The organism is Paractinoplanes rishiriensis (genome assembly GCF_016862375.1).
GTDB lineage: Bacteria > Actinomycetota > Actinomycetes > Mycobacteriales > Micromonosporaceae > Actinoplanes > Actinoplanes rishiriensis.
Genome location: NZ_BOMV01000080.1, coordinates 1 through 18,094 on the forward strand (window position 1 = coordinate 1; position 18,094 = coordinate 18,094).

The window sequence follows — 18,094 nt, forward strand, 5'->3', positions numbered from 1 at the left end:
CTTTTACGTCCAATTCCGTTCGCGAACACACTCTCGAGCTGGATCTCAGCTCGGAAACGAGACGCGAAATTGACTTTGCATTGAAGCTCGAGTCGGCATTGGGCTTCCTCGGGCCGGCCTTCGAGGGAACTTCAGCACGATGAAGAAGAACTCCCAACAACTCTGGCTCAAGGTTGGAGTGTCATTCGAGCCTAACTGAAAGATTGGGCGATGAACCGTGGGTCCCACTTTTGTAGCAAGTAGACCCGCGTGCCTTCACCTCAGTATGATCAAGTGCATTGTCATCGGCAAATGAAATTGATCACGGCCTAACGATCATTCGACGACGCTATGTAGTCGAAGGCGTCGGGGCTCTGCGTCGATGCGAAGCCCGGCGGCGAGTCGGCGTGGCCTGCTCTGGTGGAACGGGGTCTCGGTGCTGCATGGCCGTGCGGTCGTTGTTCTGGTCATGTCGGGAGTGAAGCGCCGCACGCCGGTCGTGGTGGTGCGAGAGCCGAGGGCGGCGCCCCTGTCGGCGGAGGGTCGCCTGCAGGCGGTCACCGCCGTGGCCGTCATGATCGACCAGTGGTGGTCGGGTGGCCGGGGCCGCAGCGCCGAGACTGTTTGCGGATCGGATTCGTCCGGCGGCGCTGCGGATGGCCGTCGGTGAGCTGGTCAGGTTAGGCGTCGACGTACGGCCGTCAGCGTCACGATCGGCCCCTGAGCAGTGTGAATGCGGTTCGGGTTCTGCCACATCCGGTCCACCAACAGCACGTGACCTGCAAAAACGTGAAACCGGATGTGGCGGTACCCGAACCACTCCAACCGACTACACCTGAGCTGGGCAAACGTAGGCGCAGCAGGTGCTGACGAAAGGCGAGGCGGACGCCCGTCTGAGCTGTTCGAGACCGGTAGCGAATCGGCCGGGCGTTCCGCCCCAGGTCTTGCCGTCATCGATCGCCGGAACCATTCGTAGGGTGATCCCGAGCCGGGAGCCCTCCGCCGTTGAACATCAAGCTGCTGCGGCCGGCGACCAGAACGCCTCCAAGGGGCGGGGTCGGCACCGCGCCTTATCCGCGGCATGAGCGCGCAGCCGATCAAACCGATAACCGCCGGCTCCTGCCGTGAGTTCTCCCGACAGGCACTCGCAGCGCGAGTCAACGCGCCCAGCGGTCCATTGCCCGAGCGGTCCCCACCAGGCACTCCACCTCGGCCGGGAACCCAGCCAGCGCGTGTGCGGTCAACCGCAGGTGGCCTTCCAGACACACGAGCGCATCCCGTCGCGGCCCGGCCAGAATGAGCGGCGGAAAGCGCTGCCCCCGCCGGACGGCACGAGCAGCCGCGACAAACCTGCGGTTCGAAACACCGAACACCCGTATCCCTGACCGGATGCGCTTGGCTGCGTCGCTGGGCAGCCTGCTGCCAGCCGACAACTCGTTCCAGTATGGGTATTCGATGTAACGCACCCGCGCCAGATCCTCCGGCGTCAACACCGCCCGGATCCAACAAACCTGGCCGGGAAAATTCTCGAACAGATCGCGGTTCTCGCCGTAACCACGAGTGGCGCCCAGCAGCTCACGTCGCACCCGGTTGGCGGCCGGATCAATTAGATCCGGATCGGTCAGCAGGAGCTCGGACTCACCGACCACGGCCAGCGCACGCCGGATCCCCGCACCGAACCGTCGGCTCGTCAACTCACCGAGAAGAAAGCAGGCGACCATCTCGTCCTCGCTGCTGTCACCGATGACCCGCACGCCGACAATTATCACGCCGGTCACCACGATGGAACGGCCTGTCCTCGGCATGGTCCTGAGCCGCCCCGCCGCCCCGCCGCCCGTCACGCTCCGTCGCGAGCCGTTCGCGGCAGAAGAGGACGTCAGATCAGGGCGGCCGAAATGAACTCCTGCAGTGGAGAACGCACCGGGCGTCGACCTGTGCACCGGCTCCTAAAGTCCGGGCATAATCCGTATACGTCCTTGCTGCGGGACGCTGAACTCGTCGTCGATTCGTCCTGCCGCCATGGAGGATGACAATCTGCTTCAGCGGGCGTGACGTTGGACAAGGATTCGAACGGAATGATCCGCATGGCGTCATTGAGGAGTGTGACGACCTGCGGTAGGAGCGTCTCGAGGAGCACGCCGGGATCAGCACGTGTTTGCCTTGCAAGGTCGGGCTGGACTGGCCGGTGGTTGGCGCCAGGGGATCCGAACGCCGGAAAGTTTCTGCATCCCGGCCGCGACCACGGGGGGAAACATGCGACTGCGGAAGGCGAAACATTAGTGCTGGACGCTGCGTTCCTGCTGGACTTACTCCAGCCGGCCGAGAGGTGGGAGCACGTGGAGATTCTGGTACTGACGGGCCAGCCCCAGAGTGAGCTGTCACGCCGGGTGCTACCCGCACTCGACCTGCTGCCGCACGCTCTGCGCGTCGCTGGTCACGACGTGACCTCCTTGGTATCGGGTCCTGATCCTGACGTCGTTCTGGTGGACGCTCGGCGCATGCTGGCCGAGGCTCGATCCACCTGCCGGATGCTGCGGAACACCGGCCTGCGGGTGCCGCTGCTCGCAGTGGTGGAGGAGGCCGGCCTGATCGCGGTCGCCGACGACTGGGGACTCGACGACGTCATACTGGCAACCGCCGGCCCTGCCGAAGTCGAAACACGGCTTCGGCTGGCGGTCACCCGGCTCGCTGCCGTAGCGGGCAGCGCCTCCGGCGCGATGATCAACACCGGCGAGCTTTCCATCGACCCGGAGACGTACGCCGCGAAACTCAAGGGCCGCCCGCTCGATCTCACATACAAAGAGTTCGTGCTGTTGAAGTTCCTCGCGCAACATCCAGGGCGAGTGTTTACCCGGGATCAGCTGCTGCGTGAGGTATGGGGCTACGACTACTTCGGCGGTCACCGCACCGTCGACGTGCACATACGGCGGCTTCGCGCGAAACTCGGCAGCGAATACGAGTCGATGATCGGCACGGTGCGGCAGGTCGGGTACAAGCTTGTGCTTCCGCCTCGGGCTGCAGGTCAGGTAACGGTCAAGGACTTGGAGATCCTTCTCGCATAGGCCGGCCCAGCGTGATCACGGCCTTGTAGGGGCCGAGTCGCGGCCCTGATGGTGGGCAGGGCTCGCCGGGTCCCCGCAACCGCCTGGCGACCCCGTCCGGGAGTTGCGGCCCGACTCCTTCCGTAGTCGCCGCACTCGAGACAGCCGCGGTGTGGCCGGCAGCTGGGCGAGGGTGAGGATCTTGGCCAGGGTGCTCAGGTCGGTCTCGACGGGCACGCGGATCGTCACGTTCACCGGCGCCGCCACCGTGCCGCATAGACCTGCTCGGTGACGTACGCGAGCAGCGCCCGCACCTGCGTATCGGTGCGCAAGCCGGCAGCGAGCTCGAGTAGTGGCCGGATCGCGGCGTCGAACGCCGGGTCCTCGGCTGCTCGCCGTTCCAGTGCCGAACCAGGGGCGAGGACTGCTCCCTGGCCGCGCTCGTGGTCGACAAAGAGACGGGTCAGCCAGGCGGCGGTTGGTCCGACGGAGCTCGATATTGGCCGCAGGAGGTTCGCCGGGTCTTCCAACGCTGGGCTCCCAAGTAGCTGACATCGCCTGACCTGACCGCCGCTGCGTGTGAATCTGCGCGGCGGCGGCAAGGTCCAACGCGCATCTCTTTGCCAGAAGAGGGCGCACGCGTCATCGCGCATGGCTACCGTAGGAAATAGCGCGCGGGTGCCAGGATGGGCATCCTATGCTCTGCCGGTCCTCGCCCAAGGTGCGTTGGCTCCGGATGACCGCACCCGCAATCGGAGAGGGTGGCAGCCCGTTCAAGCCGGGCCGAGTCCGGGGGTCGCTCCAGTTATTGGTGCGACACCAAGCCATCATCGCGGCAGAATAGTAACGCGAGGATTGTCTGATGGTTGCGATTCTCGGGGCGGACGTGTTGAGTTAGCCGGCGCTCCGCGCCCATGGGTATGCCGCAGCATCCCGACGAAGGCCTGCGTTCTGCGCACGCACGACGAAGTCGACGCCCGTTCGTACACTTAGTGTATGGCCGACGACTCCTCCAACTCTCGCCAAGAACCTCCCATAATCATATTCGAACGTCGCCTGGAGCCCCCGCGAGTTCCCATGACCATCCTGGAGGGACCGGGCGGCGTCGGGAAGTCGTGGTTTCCGGAGTTGGTTCTTGCTGGATTGGTTTGGTTGGGTGGAACCGTTGCACAAGGAATCATTGGCAACAGCGCCCATGACGCACTAAAGAACCTTATTATGCGGCTTGAACCATCTAAGAAGAGCTATGGCATAACGCACGAAGACGCAATCTTTCTGGCCTAGCTGGCCCTAACTGTCTGGTATCAGACGGAAGGGCTGCCGATGCCCCCCTTCTGGGGCAAGGCCGTGCGCGCTGCGGATGACAATTGGCTTGTCGGTCTACAAGTACTGAAATCGCCTCACACATACTTTGTTGTGCGAGTGCCGGCACAGAATCCGGAGAGCAGCAGGCTGGAGGTATTCAACTTCAGCTTGGGTGCTCCGGACCAGAGTGGATCAAAACCGCCGCGACATGCTCAGGACGGTGATAGCTTCCCAGACTAATCGACCGCCGTCGCACCGCAACGGGCGCCAATAATGCAAGAATAGGTCAATATACCGATCATCGTTGTCATAAGAATTCGCGACGTCGCCCCCTCCTCAGCGCAAGTGCTGACTTATTCTCCGAAGCGCCCGCCGTGGCGATACGCTGCCGATCCGCTTCGCAGGCGGGTAGCCCCGGTGCACTGCTGCACCGAGGCCCCTCAGATCCGTACGTGTCACTCGTCGCGACTTACGGCTCAAGCAAGCCCGATGGCGGCTCGGGCGTGATGTAACCTGACCGTCGGCCAAGCCACCAGCCCTTATCGCCGTGACGATTCCGCCCCGTGACCGCCGTGCGTCGTCCTCGTCGATACGCCAGCGGGTGGCGTCTCCGACGTGGGCCACGTCCTCGGGTCCGTTCACCCATCACGGGTGTCTAACTTGTCCCTCGGTTCCGGTGGCGTCGGTGCTCCTCGTCCGGTCCAGCCGAGTTCGAGTCCCGCCCTGGATCTTCAATCCGGGCGGACACGTCGCTTCGGATGGCCTCGTCAGAACCGGAGCAGCGTCGACGGCGCCGGCGGCGACCGTGACGCCCGCGCCGCTACGACCCGAGAACTCACGCCGCTATTGCCGGGCTGACTTTCGTCGGGTTGCCAGCTTCGTACGCCCGGGGCGTGCTCGACGCACGATGATCCCGGTCAGCATGGGGTCACGCCCAGATCCCGATACGCTCGTCGGCACCGGACTCCCGGCCTCGTACTCTTGATCACGTCGGCCGGCGTTGTACCCGCAACCGCCCGCCGACCCCGCGGCGGCACGGCGTCAACGCGAATAATGACGGTCCCCTCGGTTGGCGCGCCTTATCGCGGCTAGAAGAGGATACGTGATCTTGGAGTGGTCCCAGCAGGTTGAAATGAGCCGAGTCCGCCGCGCTGCATCGGGAGGGCAATCCACCGTTCGTCCAGTGGGCGAGGTTCAAGTAAAGCCTGTCGGAAAACCGACACTGAATCCATAAGGTCCGGGCTGTTACCTTGCTGGCCGCATCGAAATCGCGAGACTCGTGATCCGGGGATGAGGATGTCCGCCACGGCGTGGATGATCTACCGAATTTTTGCGGCTGTGGTGGTTCTTGCCTCCTATGAATTGTTCCTCCTAGCCGTTCCCGACCGAACCGCCGTGACCGTGGACAATGCGATGGTCACCGCGATCACCACGTTTGCGGCGGTCGCCTGCGGCTGGTACGCGACGCGGACCCACGGTTGGGAACGGCGATGGCGGGTCCTGGCAGCTATCGCCCTCGCGGCGAACGCCACCGGCCAGGGGATCTGGACGGCATATGACCTGGCCGGACGGCCCAGCCCGGCCGTGCCGTCCTGGCCCGATCTGGCCTGGCTGATCACAATACTGGCGGTGATCTGCGGCCTGGCGACCGTCGCCCGGCACGCAACGGCCGGGCAGAAACATCGCGGCAGCCTCGCCGAGGTGCGTCTGATCCTCGACAGCCTTCTTGCGTCTGGCTCACTGCTGCTGCTCGGTTGGATGACCGTTCTTGGGGCCGCCTCGACGCACTCCGTGCTTGCCTTCTGGGTCCCAGCAGCGGAGGTTATTCTAATTACGCAGGTCACGCTCATCTACACCACCCGCCGTATCCCCCGAGAGAATCTACGGCACCTCGCAGTGATCGGCGCTGGCCTGGTCGTCGGCTCGCTGTCCGACATCACGTTCAGCATGTATCTAAACGGCACCATCGCCCGCTATCCACTGGTGGCGAGTATCGGCTACATGATCGGCGCCCTGCTCGTTGCCTGGGCAGCCGCCATGCCAGCGTTCCAACCAGGGCGCAGCGCCGCTCACCAGGCGCCACAGGAGACCACCTGGCTCTCCATGGTGGCGCCCTTGCTGCCGCTGGCACTGGTAACGCTGTTCCTGGCCGGCAAGGTACTGTCCGGAACGACCCTGACCACGATCGAGGCCACCGGCGCCGTAGCGATCTTCGTACTCTGCGCCTTGCGTCAGGCCGTCGCTTTCGTCCGGTCACGCACGCCGGAAGAGCTGCCTGCGCCATCGGTGACCATGCCCGATCACCCGTCACCGGACGACTCGGAACTCGACCGGAGATTGCGCGCCCACATGCTTTCCCTGCGCGTTGAACTGCAGCGCGCCAGCAATCGCACTGCGGCTTGGACATTTGTGGGCGGCGTCGTACTCGGCGTGCTCGGCAACGTCGTCGTCGCCGCGTTCATGAACTGATCGGTGCCGGCGCTTCGGCTGCGGCTCGTCGGCGAGCATCTTCGAGTAGCGACGCAAAGCTCAATGGCCACGTCGATAGTCATGTCTTCATAGCCGCCGACGACCCGGCTGCGGCCGAGTCCCGGAAGACCTCGGCCTCCGCGACACCGCGCCGCCGAAGCAAAGGCGCCGTTTGCCTGACTTATCGGCTCGACCGGCCACGCTCCTTCTAGATGACGCAGAGGTTGCCACGTCAGCGAACCGGACGCGCACAGACGGTCACTTTCTGTAGCGAGCCGTCCGCGGCATAGAGAGAGTGCACTCACTCGGCAGAGGAGCGACCGTCTATCCCGTGGTCGAATCCATGCCAAAGCCGGAACGATTCGCTACAGCCTCGGGCGCGTTCTCGATCCGGTCTGTGGGGGTGGGAGTGTGATCCGCCAGTTGTGGCGTGCGGCTTCTTGAAGCCAGCGCTCGGGCAGGTTGGCGTGGTGGCTGACGATGATGTGTATCTCAGGTGCGGGCTTCTCCGTCAGGTGGCGTGTTAGTTCAGCATTCGCGCTTGCCCGACCTCCGGTTTCGTCGCGGTGGGGCAAGTCGTTCATCGTGTCCGTCTCGACGGGGGACCCTGACCGGCTTGCCGAGTACGGTGACGCTGAGCGTCGGCGGGCTGCTCACCGGTACCAGGGAGTCCTTCGCGCCGCCGTCGGGTCATCTCCGGCGGCGCGCCCGCTGCCTGTGAGGTCACGTTGGTGAGGCGTACGCGACGAAGAATTCGTCGGTCGACGCCGGTGTACCACCGGGATGGAAGCACGCTACGCGGACGTGCACGTCAGTGAGGGCGACCCAGAACCTCTGTAGGCCGCAGTAGTTGCCGCTGGCGCCATACGCGGTGACCTGGACGGTGTCCGGGCCAAGCCCGATCAGTGGGAACTGCACTACCGACTGCCCGGGGCCGACCGAGAAGACCGTGTTGGAGCCGCCGCGCGCGTTGAGGTTCGTCCCATGCGGGCCGAGCGGCGGCGGGTTCCACAGGTATCCGAAGCGCCTGCCTGGGAGGATTCCATCGTAGACCGCCTGCCTTCTCTGGTAGGTCAGCGTGAACTGGGTGTCGGCGCGCGCGCCTGCGGTGTCGAAGCAGAGGACGTTGGCGAGCTGGTCGGCGCCGGCGATCCCCCATCTCGCGATCTTGCATCTGGCGGCGACGCGCGGGTTCACCGCGGTGGCCTGCAGGCTGCCCTCGTCGAATGCGCTGGTGAGGAGTCCGGGCAACCTCACCATGTAAAGACCGACCCCGCCGCGCGTGACGGTGTTGACCGCGCTGGTCGAGTTGTATTGCGCGAGGACGGTGCCGCTGGCCGCGCTGTGGACGGTGGCGAATGCGCCGGCGCTGGGCGGAAGGCTGCCATGGCTGCTGCTGAACACCACCGTGAACGCGGCGTTGGCTCGTACACCTGTGGCGTTGTAACAGTCGACATCCACGAACTCGGTCCCGCCGGGGCGTGCCCAGTCGGCCACCTGGCACGAGCCGTTCGTGTTGATCGCGGTCACATGCGCCACTTTGTTGTGTGCGGCGGTGTTCGGGAAGGCGACCTTGTAGCGGCCAACGGCGTAGTTGTCGATCGTGGTCGCTGCCGGGAACGTGCCGGTGGGTGACACAGCGGCGCCGTCCCACAGCGCGAAGCCGAACCGGTCCGGCAGCGCGGTGGCCGGTGCGGGGAGGGCGAACGCGCCGACAACGACGGCGAGCACCGTGAACGCCGCCAGCCGACGCGGTCGGAGACTACTTGAAGTCACGGACAACTCCTCGAATTTGGATGGGCCATCGAAGCATGCGCATGCGCCAGAGCGCTGTCAGGAAGCCGCTACTGCGCGTGAGCTGATAGATCGTTTGCCCATGCCCGTCACGATGTCGGGGGGCGGCAATACGCCGGTCGAGACTCCCGGAAGTGCCGATTCCGGCGAAAGTATGTCGATCATTCGGGCTCGCCACCCGCCCAATTCATTCCGACACGCCCCTTTGTGCAGCTACAACGCCAGGACGGCATCGCCGCTGTCGGCCATTGCTCGGACAGTCCTCTTCGCGGCACAACAACGGACTAAGCCACCAACGTGCTCAAAATAAGCCTCGATGCCACCGACAAATCGGCGCAGCACCACCATCCATGCGCCTCGGGGAGCCGTTAAAGGCCAAAAGAATAGCAGGATCACTTTGACCGCTGCCTTTCAGGTCGCATTTCACGGCACGCGCCATCCGACTTGATCAGGAGCATTATCATCGGCAGATCCGCACAGATGATCATCGTGTGATCGCCGCGGAGAATGACTAACGCGCAGGCTGGCACAGCGCCTGTCTGCTGCTGAAGCCATCCGCTCAGTGCTGTCGACATCGTTTCGAGAGCGTGCTGCACCCGGCAATTGAGCTGATCGCTCGAGAGTGCGGATCAAATGGGAGGCCTCGGTGACCAAGCGGCTACTGCCGCGGCGTTCGGCGATCTTTCGGGCTTTCGGCAGGTCGGCTGCGGCGCCACAGGCCGCGACTGCCGACGTCGCACCACAAGCAGGCCGAGGGAACTGGGTGGCCACCAACGAACGGAAATACGGCGAGGAGTCGTGCCGGCCCTGAGCTTGCTCTCACAGGGAACCTATTGCCTGCCTTCTTGCCGGACGAGCTGCCGCGGTGAGTCCGCGTGACTGCGCATCCATACCCCGCGTCGCCGGCCCCGATGCGGGGTATGCACAGCGGTCTCACTCGATTGCCTCGGCGGGCATTCCGTCGTCGTTGAGACCGTGCCCGCCGAACTTCATCCCCGCCGGGATCGCGTCGGGCCGCACCTCCAGCATTCCCCACTGCAGCTGGGTGAAGGTGATGGCGTCACCGCGATCGATGACCTCACGGACTGCCGCGGCCGCACCGTCGTGGTCGCCAGTCCGGGTGCGCAGCTCGATGAGCGCCCCCAGGGCCTGGGTATAGCCGAGGTCCGCGACCTCACGGCAGGCCGCGGCCGCGCTGCCAAGGTCGCCGGCTTGCGCCCGGAGGTCGGCCAATTTCATCAACGCGCCGGTGTCGCCGCAGTCGGCGGCCTCGCGGTAGAGCGTGGCGGCCCCCTCATGGTCGCCTGCGTGACCTCGCAGCTCGGCCAGCTTGCACAAGGCTTGCGTGCTGCCCATGCTGGCGGCCTGACGGTAGAGGGCGACAGCGTCGTCGCCTTCCCGCAGCTCGGCCAGGTCGACCAGTACTCGGCTGCCGAGGCTTGCCGCCTCCCGGAAGAGAGCCTCGGCGCCGTCGTGATCGCCGGCCCGCTGCAGCCATTCGATCCACCGCCACCGCCAGTCGGGGTCGCTGCGGTCGACTGCGGCGCGGATGGCCGCGATCGCTGCTTCGCTGTCACCGGATCGCAGCAGCAGGCCGACCAGTAGCGGCGTTGACTCATCGTGGCCGCCGTCGACAGCGGCTCGTGCGGCCACGACGGCCCCATCGAGATCACCGGACTGCTCCAGCAGCCAGGCTAACCGCCGTTGTGAGTCGGTATGGCCGTATCCGGCTGCTGCACGAGCGGCCGCAATTGCGCCGGCCGGGTCACCGAGCTGCGTGCGCATGTCGGTCAGGCGGCCAAGAACACCTGGGTCGCCGCGGTCGGCCGCTTCCCGTGCGGCCGCCATGGCGCCGTCGTGATCGCCGGCCTCCTCGCGCAACCGGGTGGAAAGCCACAGCGCATCGGGACAGCCGCGATTGGCAGCCTCTCTGTCCACCGCGACCGCGCCGTCCCGGTCACCATCTCTCAGACGCATCTCGGCCAGCTCCGAGAGCTTGTAGATGTGACCCGCGTCGACGGCGGCGCATGCCGCCGCGATGGCGCCGTCGCGGTCGCCCGCCTGCTCCAGCAACGGGACCAGCAGGGCCGAAGCGTCAGTGTGCCCGGCAGCGACAGCCGCGCGCATGGCCGCGATAGCGCCGTCGCGGTCTAGCAGCCCGGCCAGTAGCCGCAGCCCGGTCGGATCTCCGTACTCGGCAGCCGCGCGGGCGCCCTCGATGGCGCCGTCGCGGTCGCCAGCCCGCTTCAGCAGGTCGGTTAGCACGATCAGACCGGTGGTGTGGCCTACCTTGAGCGCCTCTCGGGCGGCTGCAACCGCTCCATCGCGGTCACCAACTCTCTCCCGTAGTTCTGCCAGTTGTGCCCATGCCTCGGCGTGGCCCCGACCGGCGGCCCAACGCAGCAGCGTGGCGGCGCGACGAAACCGGCCGCGATCGCTCGCCTCGCGGGCGAGTTTCGTCACCGTGCCGGGATCTGTGATCGCGGTGCCGGCGCTGTCCCAGAAACTGGCCGGAGGGTAGACGGCGCTCCGCTCGAGACGGCCGAGTTGTTCAAGGTAGTCGGCGAGCCGGTAGACCGGCGGTCCGGCGGGCTGGCCGGGCCGGGCCCGCACACGCGTGAGGGGTCCTCGCGTGCCGCGGCAGCCCTGGGCGTTGTAGGCCAGCGCGTGGTCGAGCCAGTCGTCGGGCTGCGCATCCCATTCCTGGTCGTCGAGGTAGCCGGGGCCGGCCTGCTCGAACAGGGCGTGTGGTAAGCCGGGGGGATGCCCCAGCCGACGGGCGTCGATGGCCAACTCGATGACGGCCCGGGCGGCCGGCGGGGCCGTCCGGTAGCGGCGCAGCAGCTCCGGCGCCCCGGCGAAGTATTGCGTGATCCGGCCCGGATCGCCGCGTTGCAGCGCATCCCGCCATCGGGGATCGCCGGACCGGCGCGCCTCGGCGACGGCCTCGGCGGTGAAGCGTTCGGGCACATCAACGCAGATCGCGCCGGGGCCGGTCAGCAGGTCGACGGCCTGCGCGTTACCAGGCCGGGCGGTCAGCGCGGCCCAATACTCGGGCCACAGGGTGGCCAGTATCAGCACCGGCCCGCGCCCGGGCTCGCGAAGCAGGGCACGCAACCCGGCCGCGATGCGCTCCCCGAGGCTGGCGTCGGCCGGGGCCAGGTAGAGCTGGGCCTCGTTCAACCACACCACCGTGTGCGGGCCGACCCGGTCAAGGCCCGCCAGGACCGCCTCCGGCCGGGTCGGATCGTATGGATGCCATAACCGCCATCGGTCCGGCATGCCCTGGTCCAAGTGGCGGGCCAACTCCCAGCAGGCGCGAGTCTTGCCGGTCGACGAGCCGCCCACCAGAGTGATCAGCCGGGACTGCCCGGCGAGAGCCTCTTTCCGCAACCGGGCGTCGTGGGCTCGCAGCACGTACGGCGGGAGTCCGCCGTCGCAGCCCGCAACCTCGACGGCGGGGTGCACCTCCAACGCCAGCGGATCACACTCCCCGATCGGGTCACCGGCGCGGTCCGCCACGGGCGCGGCGCGGGCCGGCCGGCCGCCGCGGTTGGCCTGTCGCTGCCGCCGCGCCGCCTGGTGCAGGTCCCGCCACCACTGAAGGTCACGCCGCGGCAGCCCGGCCTGCTGCTGCAACCACCCGACCAGGAACGCCACCACCCGCGGCTCGGCCGGCACCGCCTTGCCGGTCAGCCAGTCGCTGAGCCGCTGCGGTCTGATCCGCACCGGCGGCCGCTGGGCCGCCGCCTGGCCGACCAGCGTGGCGTACGACGGCCTGTCCGCCGCCCTGTACAGGGCCGCAAGTTCGGCGGCGAACCGGGCGGCGGCGTCCGGACCCGGACCGGACCCGGCGCCGACCGCCGATGCTGAGCTGGGCACCCGCCGACGGTAGCTGATGCCGTCTAGCCGGAAACCGCCCGGATAGCCGATAACAGAGGCATGTACACACTGATCCACATAGGCGCCCTGCTGTACGCCGCAACGACCACAGTGGTGGCCCTGACCGGCGCCCTCTCCGCCGACCCGGAACGCCGCCGCGCCGCCCGAGAGATCCTCCGCCTGCTGCTCCGCCGATCAAGACGCTGACCAGCGCTCAAAGCCGAACTGCGGCGGTGAGGACTGCCAGGGCGTCGGCGGTCACCCAGGGGTTGGCGCGGCGGCTGCTCACGAGACCTGGCAGACCGTGAGGGGGCCCTCGGCTGATCATGCGGGGGGTGGGTGATCGGTCGATGCAGGGTTCTTAGCCGCAATGGAGCATGCCGGCATTCGGCATCGCCGCAGCTGCATTTGGTGATGCAACGACTACCGTTATAGCTGCACAAGCTTGAGCGCATTGTTCAAGTAACTATGGGTGTCCTGAGACGCATTATCGCTCCCGGCGAGAGTGGCTGCCGGTGCATTGTTCTCGGCATTTTGGGGCGCTTCGACGGCGTGGCGGAGCGATGCAAGCCGCCATCCACCGGAAAGACGCCTGAACCGGTGCCGTGCCCTGCGTCGGTATCACTGATTTGTCGACGCAACCTCCGGAGCACGGACGATGCCCAGTGAGGGCATTCAAGGAGATGAGTGGGCCACCTAAGTTCCGCTCGACACGTACAACGAGGACGAACGTGGGATCGCCTACGGGACGCGAGTCCTACGGCGACGGAGGTCCGGTAGTAGTCGCAGGAGTCACGACCTGCCAAGGAGGGCGGGAAAGCCGCCTACAGGGCAAAGCGGACCAGGTGATCGGATGTCACGAAGACCGGGAGGTATGCGTAATGCAGAACGCCGAACCGGTACGGGATGTCCAGCGTGATGGCGGGTGCACGCCCGCCAAGTCTCTCACGCGGTGATCACTGGAGAGCCCGTTGCTGGGAAACTGGCACCTCGCCAGCGGCCTACCGGTACTGCGCGGGACTCGGACCCGAGGCTGAGGAGCCTACCGCCATGCGGCTTGAAATGCAGATGCGCATCTGTTGTGCGAGAGCACTTCGAGCGGACGTGAACGATGACCGCAGGAAAGAAGTGATCGCTCCAGAAAGCCGATCGCGCGCGTCAGGTGTCCTCGTTACCGTGATGGCTCGGCGAGGCCGTTTGGCTGGGAGAAGGCAGGTGCCGTGTCTGAGAAGGATTTCGATGGGATTTGCCTCTCGGAGTCGATTACCGATTCGCAGCCTCGCATCACCCTACGCCTCTCCCTAATGGTCGAGACAGGGTGCGGCCGAGTTTGCCAGCCCGGCCTTTCCCCCGAAAAGGTGTCGGACTAGACTGACCTGATTCCAGTTCGGCTCAAGCTGACAAATGTGCCCATTTTCCAACACATCGAGCGACACGGTCTCAACCGTCGGCGGATATTCTCGGGAAGCCACGATGGCGTAAGCGTCGTTGACGCTGATCACCAAAACCGAACGACCGCCGGAGCGATCTTCGATGTTCATTCTGGTCAACCCGTCGACGATGCGACCGACCGCCGTTCGCGGGAAATGATCGATCCGGTCCCACTTCCACTGTGAGACAACGCCCAGTGTGAAAAGCGCGACGGAAATTACCGCAGTTACGACGAATAACCGCCACCGCGGCCGGCGCCGCATCCGTCGCCAGGTGAGGACAACCGCGAAGACGCCGACCTGCAGGACGAAATAGTTGAGGGGCACGAACAAACCCATTCCGCCGGCCAGTATCAACGCCAGTGCGTTCGTCCGTCCCGTACCTAGGTTGATCCACTTACCGTTTGCCAGATATACCATGGACGCAACGATCGCCGGCGAAAATAGCGGAATGAAGAGGATGGCCAGACCCAGCGGGTTACCTTCCTGCACGATCGACCGAAGAAGAATCGTCTGGTCGGCAAGCGCGAGCAAGATGATCACGAATAAGACTGGCAAAGTCGTCAGCGTCGCCGGCATCACGTCATCAGCAAAGGTTGGACGATCGGCAGTCGTCCCTGCCGTGGAGTTGCTGACCGTGGAACGATTCTCGACAACTACGGTATCACTGCCGGTAATGTTGATCACGGACGGCCGCTGCGGCTCTTTCGCTCTGCGTGTCTTGATCTGCTCCCGCATACGCCTCGGAATATGGCCCGGCATTGAGTCACTGTACATCGGACGGTCAAGCTAGAGGAGGTGTGCCACCCAATGCCAGTGGCACACTTGCGACGGTGATCGCCTCACCTAATAGGGTGATGCGATCAGATTTCCCGCTAGTCGAACAACGCAGAGCGAAACGACAAATTTGTACTACGCCAGCCGTCGGGCCTTCGGGATAAAGTCCTCTCCGAGCAGGTTTGGCGTGGTCAAAGAGGCTGAAGTAGCTTCGGAAGGCTCGCCCGCAGATTCTGGCTGATTCAACATTTGCCATGATCAGGTGCACTGTCATCGCCAAATCAGTGTGTTGATCATCGCTTCTAACGATGAGTTCGACGACGCTACGTAGTCGAAGGTGTCGGCGTCGGGTTCTGTGTCGATGCGAAGCCCCGGTGGTGGGCCGGCGTGGGCCTGCTCTGGTGGAACGGGGTCTCGTTCCTGCGTGGCCGCGCGGTCGTTGTGCTGGTCATGTCGGGAGCGAAGCGCCGCACACCGGTCGTGGTGGCGCGAGAGCCAACGACGGCACCGCTGTCGGCGGAGGATCGCCAGCACGCGGTCACCGCCTTGGCCGCCATGATCCACCAGTGGTGGTCGGGCGGCCGGGGCCGCAGCGCCGGGACTGTTTGCGGATCGGATCCGTCCGGCGGCGCTGCGGATGGCCGTCGGTGAGCTGGTCAGGTTAGGCGTCGACGTACGGCCGTCAGCGTCACGATCGGCCCCTGAGCAGTGTGAATGCGGTTCGGGTTCTGCCACATCCGGTCCACTGTACTTATCTGGGAGCGACCCCCAGACCCCACGGTTGGTGGGTGCGCTGGGGCGGTCCGCTCACGGCCGACCGCATCGGGTGCGGGTGCCGGCGTGGGCATCGTGGCGGTGTTCTGGAAGACGCGGATGCAGTTGCCGCCCGGGTCGATGACGCTGAATCCGCCCACCCCGTCGGCGTTCTTTCGAGCCCTGGCCCGGTCATCCGCGGCATTCCGGACAGCAGGACTTTGCCGTATGCGGCCCGCATGCCGGCAGCGAAAGCCCGGTGCAGTTCCGCAATGTCCGAGGCGAGCACGATACAGGAGCCGTAGGACTGCTCTGGGTCGAACCCGGCAATCTCGAAGAACTGCAGATTCAGGTCTTCACGTTGCAGTCCCGTGCAGGGGGTAGGGTTTGCGCTGCTTATACGTGGTCCTGAAGCCGAGAACCCCGTAGAAGGTGACGATGTCGCCAATCGACGCGCAGGGCAGCAGGGGAACGGTTACCTCGTTGGCCATGGCTCTTTCCTAGGCGTGGCGGACGGTCCGTCGCACATGGAAATAGCCGATCATCGCCTGGTCCCATCCGATCGGCCGATGCGACCGCAGTCGGGCAGATCGGCCAGGGCGCGGCCCGCTCAGATCGTGCTGTTGATCTTCGGCCGAACGACGTGCAGAACAGGCGACGTGGAGCTGGCAATAACTGGACGGGCAGTCGCCTATCTCGTGGCTATGTGTCGTCGTCCGGACGCTCCGTATGGCAGTGGATGCCTACTGTGAGGTCCTCATTCTGCAAATGGGACGGAGGCATCGGATGCCCACCTCTAACAAGAGACTTATCGGCGTGCTGGGCGCGGTTCTGGTGACCGCGGGTGTGGTGGCGACCATCGGGGGAATGTTCCTGGAGAAGGACATCAACTCGGTGGGGTTGGCGGCAATATTCGTGGCCGGAATTGGGCTGGTATATGCCGGCATATTTGGTCTGCTGCCGGAGGAGATCGGGTTCGGCGACAAGGGCAAGATCAAGCTGCAGGCGGCCGCCGAAGCGGTGAAGGCGGTCAAGGAGAGCACCAGTTCCGAAGCCGCGGAGATCGCCAAGTCGCCGGATCTGTTGAAGAACGTCATGGCGGCCACCGATGAGGCCGCAGCGTCGGCCGTGGTCGAGGGAGCGCTGCAGGAACTGGTGAACAGGATGCCGGCCACCGCCGACGTGCTCAAGACCGTCAGCTGATCCGCGTGGCTGGATTCCGTGGGCGGGGTCTGGCGACATCTCGGTGAAAGATGGCAATTACGCCGGTGTCGATGGCCGTCGCTTCAGCGAGATGATGCGACACCATGTTGCGTTACCTCATGCCGGTGGTCATAGCGCTCGTCTGGGCCGGCGCCTGTTCGTTCATTCCGGAACCGCATCGCCGCCAGTTCAACGCGGTCTTCGTGGGGGGTGCCGGAGCCGCGTACATCAGCGGCGGGAGTTTTGGTCTGGGCGAACTCGCCTTCACCGCGCTGATGACCGTCATCGCCTACCTCGGACTGCGGTCATGGACATTCATCGGTGTCGGCTGGCTGCTGCATACCGTCTGGGACGTCCTGCACCATCGACGCGGCGACCCGTTGATCCCGTCAGTGCACGACTCGTCGTTCGGATGCGCCGTCTGCGACCCGGTGATCGCGCTGTGGTGTTTCACCGGCGGGCGTTCTCCCGCCGAACTCCCCCGATGGTTCCGCAGGCCGCGATTCACGATCCGAGCGTCCGCACCGCGGCCATGAGCAGCCGCCAGAAGGCTTCCACGTCCAGGTCGACCGCGACGTCCGCGTTCGGGGTGCGTCCGGTGCTGTCGTGGAGGTCCACGACGGTGGCGCCGCGGGTGTGCCGGCCGGTTAGTTCGACGGCGACCGGTGCGGCGACCGTGCGGAGGACCGCCGGGTCGATGACCGCGGCCACGGCGACCGGGTCGTGCACCGGTGGATGCGCGAACCCGAACACCCGGTGATACGCGCCGGCGAAGAACGTCATCAGTTCGGCGCAGACGGTGCCCAGCCGGCTGCCCAAACCGCGGAGCTCGGCGATGATCTCGTCCGTCGCCAGCGCCCGGTGAGTGACGTTCAGCCCGATCATGGTGGTCGGCAGGCCCGATCGCAGCACGATGTCGGCCGCCTCCGGATCGGTGACGATGTTGAACTCGCCGTACGGGGTGGTGTTGCCCCGCTCGGTGGAACCGCCCATGAAAACGATGCGGCGCACCAGCGGCGCGACCTCGGGATGGCGGCGCAGCAGGAGCGCGACGTTGGTCAGCGGTCCGGTGGCGATCAGGGTGACCGGCTCGACCGACTCGGTGATCAGCCGCCGCATCAGCTCGACCCCGTGGACGTCGGCCGGCTCGCCGGTCGGCAGGTCGAGGTCGGGTCCGTCGAGCCCGGACACACCGTGAATGTCCTCGGCCACGGTGAGTTCGCCGACCAGCGGCCGATCGCAGCCGGCCGCGACCGGCACCTCGGCGGCGCCGGCGAGCGCGAGGATCTTCAAGGCGTTCCGCGTCGTCTTGTCGAGAGTCTGATTGCCGGCGACGGTGGTGACGCCCAGCAGGCGCAGCCGCGGATCGGCCACCGCCAGCACGAGCGCCAGCGCGTCGTCGTGGCCCGGATCGCAGTCGACGACCACCGGCCGGGAAAGCAACTCGCTCATCCGCCGACG

Annotated in this window: 13 protein-coding genes and 1 pseudogene; 7 read left to right on the forward strand and 7 right to left on the reverse strand. The window is 65.8% G+C overall.

Annotated features, from left to right (window positions below):
• Positions 1-1,136: 1,136 nt before the first annotated feature.
• Complete coding sequence (locus tag Ari01nite_RS37615; RefSeq protein ID WP_203787459.1) at positions 1,137-1,760, reverse strand: hypothetical protein; 624 nt, start codon at positions 1,758-1,760, stop codon at positions 1,137-1,139.
• A 555-nt stretch (positions 1,761-2,315) separates the two neighbouring features.
• Between Ari01nite_RS37615 and Ari01nite_RS37620 the strand changes: the two genes are divergently transcribed.
• Positions 2,316-3,041, forward strand: a complete 726-nt coding sequence (locus Ari01nite_RS37620; protein WP_239163348.1) for a winged helix-turn-helix transcriptional regulator — start codon at positions 2,316-2,318, stop codon at positions 3,039-3,041.
• Positions 3,042-3,271: 230 nt separating this feature from the next.
• On the opposite strand, the gene Ari01nite_RS37625 is transcribed toward Ari01nite_RS37620, so the two are convergent.
• Positions 3,272-3,550 carry a hypothetical protein gene (locus tag Ari01nite_RS37625; protein WP_203787462.1) on the reverse strand — a complete coding sequence of 93 codons (279 nt, stop codon included), beginning with the start codon at positions 3,548-3,550 and terminating at the stop codon, positions 3,272-3,274.
• A 547-nt stretch (positions 3,551-4,097) separates the two neighbouring features.
• Between Ari01nite_RS37625 and Ari01nite_RS37630 the strand changes: the two genes are divergently transcribed.
• Together Ari01nite_RS37630 and Ari01nite_RS37635 are read left to right on the forward strand one after the other, a co-directional pair.
• Positions 4,098-4,304: a hypothetical protein gene (locus Ari01nite_RS37630; protein ID WP_203787465.1), complete on the forward strand. Its 207-nt coding sequence runs from the start codon at positions 4,098-4,100 to the stop codon at positions 4,302-4,304.
• A gap of 1,317 nt (positions 4,305-5,621) precedes the next feature.
• On the forward strand, positions 5,622-6,794 hold the full coding sequence (locus Ari01nite_RS37635; protein ID WP_203787468.1) for a hypothetical protein: 1,173 nt from the start codon (positions 5,622-5,624) through the stop codon (positions 6,792-6,794).
• Positions 6,795-7,517: 723 nt separating this feature from the next.
• Here the strand turns inward: Ari01nite_RS37635 and Ari01nite_RS37640 are convergent.
• A complete protein-coding gene (locus Ari01nite_RS37640) occupies positions 7,518-8,525 on the reverse strand; it encodes a hypothetical protein (RefSeq protein ID WP_203787470.1) in 1,008 nt (335 codons plus the stop codon).
• A gap of 996 nt (positions 8,526-9,521) precedes the next feature.
• Positions 9,522-12,470, reverse strand: coding sequence for a tetratricopeptide repeat protein (locus tag Ari01nite_RS37645; protein WP_203787473.1), 2,949 nt, complete (start codon positions 12,468-12,470; stop codon positions 9,522-9,524).
• Between the two features lie 60 nt (positions 12,471-12,530).
• Here Ari01nite_RS37645 and Ari01nite_RS37650 point away from each other — a divergent pair, with 60 nt between their 5' ends.
• Positions 12,531-12,677 carry a hypothetical protein gene (locus Ari01nite_RS37650; protein ID WP_203787476.1) on the forward strand — a complete coding sequence of 49 codons (147 nt, stop codon included), beginning with the start codon at positions 12,531-12,533 and terminating at the stop codon, positions 12,675-12,677.
• A 1,094-nt stretch (positions 12,678-13,771) separates the two neighbouring features.
• Here Ari01nite_RS37650 and Ari01nite_RS37655 read toward each other — a convergent pair.
• Entirely contained in the window at positions 13,772-14,638 is an 867-nt protein-coding gene (locus tag Ari01nite_RS37655) for a hypothetical protein (RefSeq protein WP_203787479.1), read from the reverse strand.
• Between the two features lie 426 nt (positions 14,639-15,064).
• On the opposite strand from Ari01nite_RS37655, the gene Ari01nite_RS37660 reads away from it, so the two are divergent.
• The gene (locus Ari01nite_RS37660; RefSeq protein WP_203787483.1) at positions 15,065-15,328 is read left to right on the forward strand and encodes a hypothetical protein; all 264 of its coding nucleotides are present in this window, start codon (positions 15,065-15,067) and stop codon (positions 15,326-15,328) included.
• Positions 15,329-15,501: 173 nt separating this feature from the next.
• Here the strand turns inward: Ari01nite_RS37660 and Ari01nite_RS51315 are convergent.
• A pseudogene (locus Ari01nite_RS51315) lies at positions 15,502-15,921 on the reverse strand (DUF8817 family protein); the annotation flags it as partial.
• Positions 15,922-16,216: 295 nt separating this feature from the next.
• Between Ari01nite_RS51315 and Ari01nite_RS37670 the strand changes: the two are divergent.
• Complete coding sequence (locus Ari01nite_RS37670) at positions 16,217-16,633, forward strand: hypothetical protein (RefSeq protein WP_203787485.1); 417 nt, start codon at positions 16,217-16,219, stop codon at positions 16,631-16,633.
• A gap of 104 nt (positions 16,634-16,737) precedes the next feature.
• Positions 16,738-17,169 carry a DUF6010 family protein gene (locus Ari01nite_RS37675; protein ID WP_239163349.1) on the forward strand — a complete coding sequence of 144 codons (432 nt, stop codon included), beginning with the start codon at positions 16,738-16,740 and terminating at the stop codon, positions 17,167-17,169.
• Here the strand turns inward: Ari01nite_RS37675 and Ari01nite_RS37680 are convergent.
• Entirely contained in the window at positions 17,138-18,085 is a 948-nt protein-coding gene (locus Ari01nite_RS37680; RefSeq protein WP_239163350.1) for a nucleoside hydrolase, read from the reverse strand. The two genes, Ari01nite_RS37675 and Ari01nite_RS37680, sit on opposite strands and share 32 nt — an antisense overlap.
• Positions 18,086-18,094: the final 9 nt, after the last annotated feature.

What these genes read in the sequence shown, in the direction of transcription:
- Ari01nite_RS37650 (WP_203787476.1), top strand. Translation starts at nt 12,531, where the DNA reads ATGTACACACTGATCCACATAGGCGCCCTGCTGTACGCCGCAACGACC.
- Ari01nite_RS37670 (WP_203787485.1), top strand. Translation starts at nt 16,217, where the DNA reads ATGCCCACCTCTAACAAGAGACTTATCGGCGTGCTGGGCGCGGTTCTG.
- Ari01nite_RS37675 (WP_239163349.1), top strand. Translation starts at nt 16,738, where the DNA reads ATGTTGCGTTACCTCATGCCGGTGGTCATAGCGCTCGTCTGGGCCGGC.
- Ari01nite_RS37635 (WP_203787468.1), top strand. Translation starts at nt 5,622, where the DNA reads ATGTCCGCCACGGCGTGGATGATCTACCGAATTTTTGCGGCTGTGGTG.
- Ari01nite_RS37630 (WP_203787465.1), top strand. Translation starts at nt 4,098, where the DNA reads ATGACCATCCTGGAGGGACCGGGCGGCGTCGGGAAGTCGTGGTTTCCG.
- Ari01nite_RS37680 (WP_239163350.1), bottom strand. Translation starts at nt 18,085, where the DNA reads ATGAGCGAGTTGCTTTCCCGGCCGGTGGTCGTCGACTGCGATCCGGGC.
- Ari01nite_RS37655 (WP_203787479.1), bottom strand. Translation starts at nt 14,638, where the DNA reads ATGCGGGAGCAGATCAAGACACGCAGAGCGAAAGAGCCGCAGCGGCCG.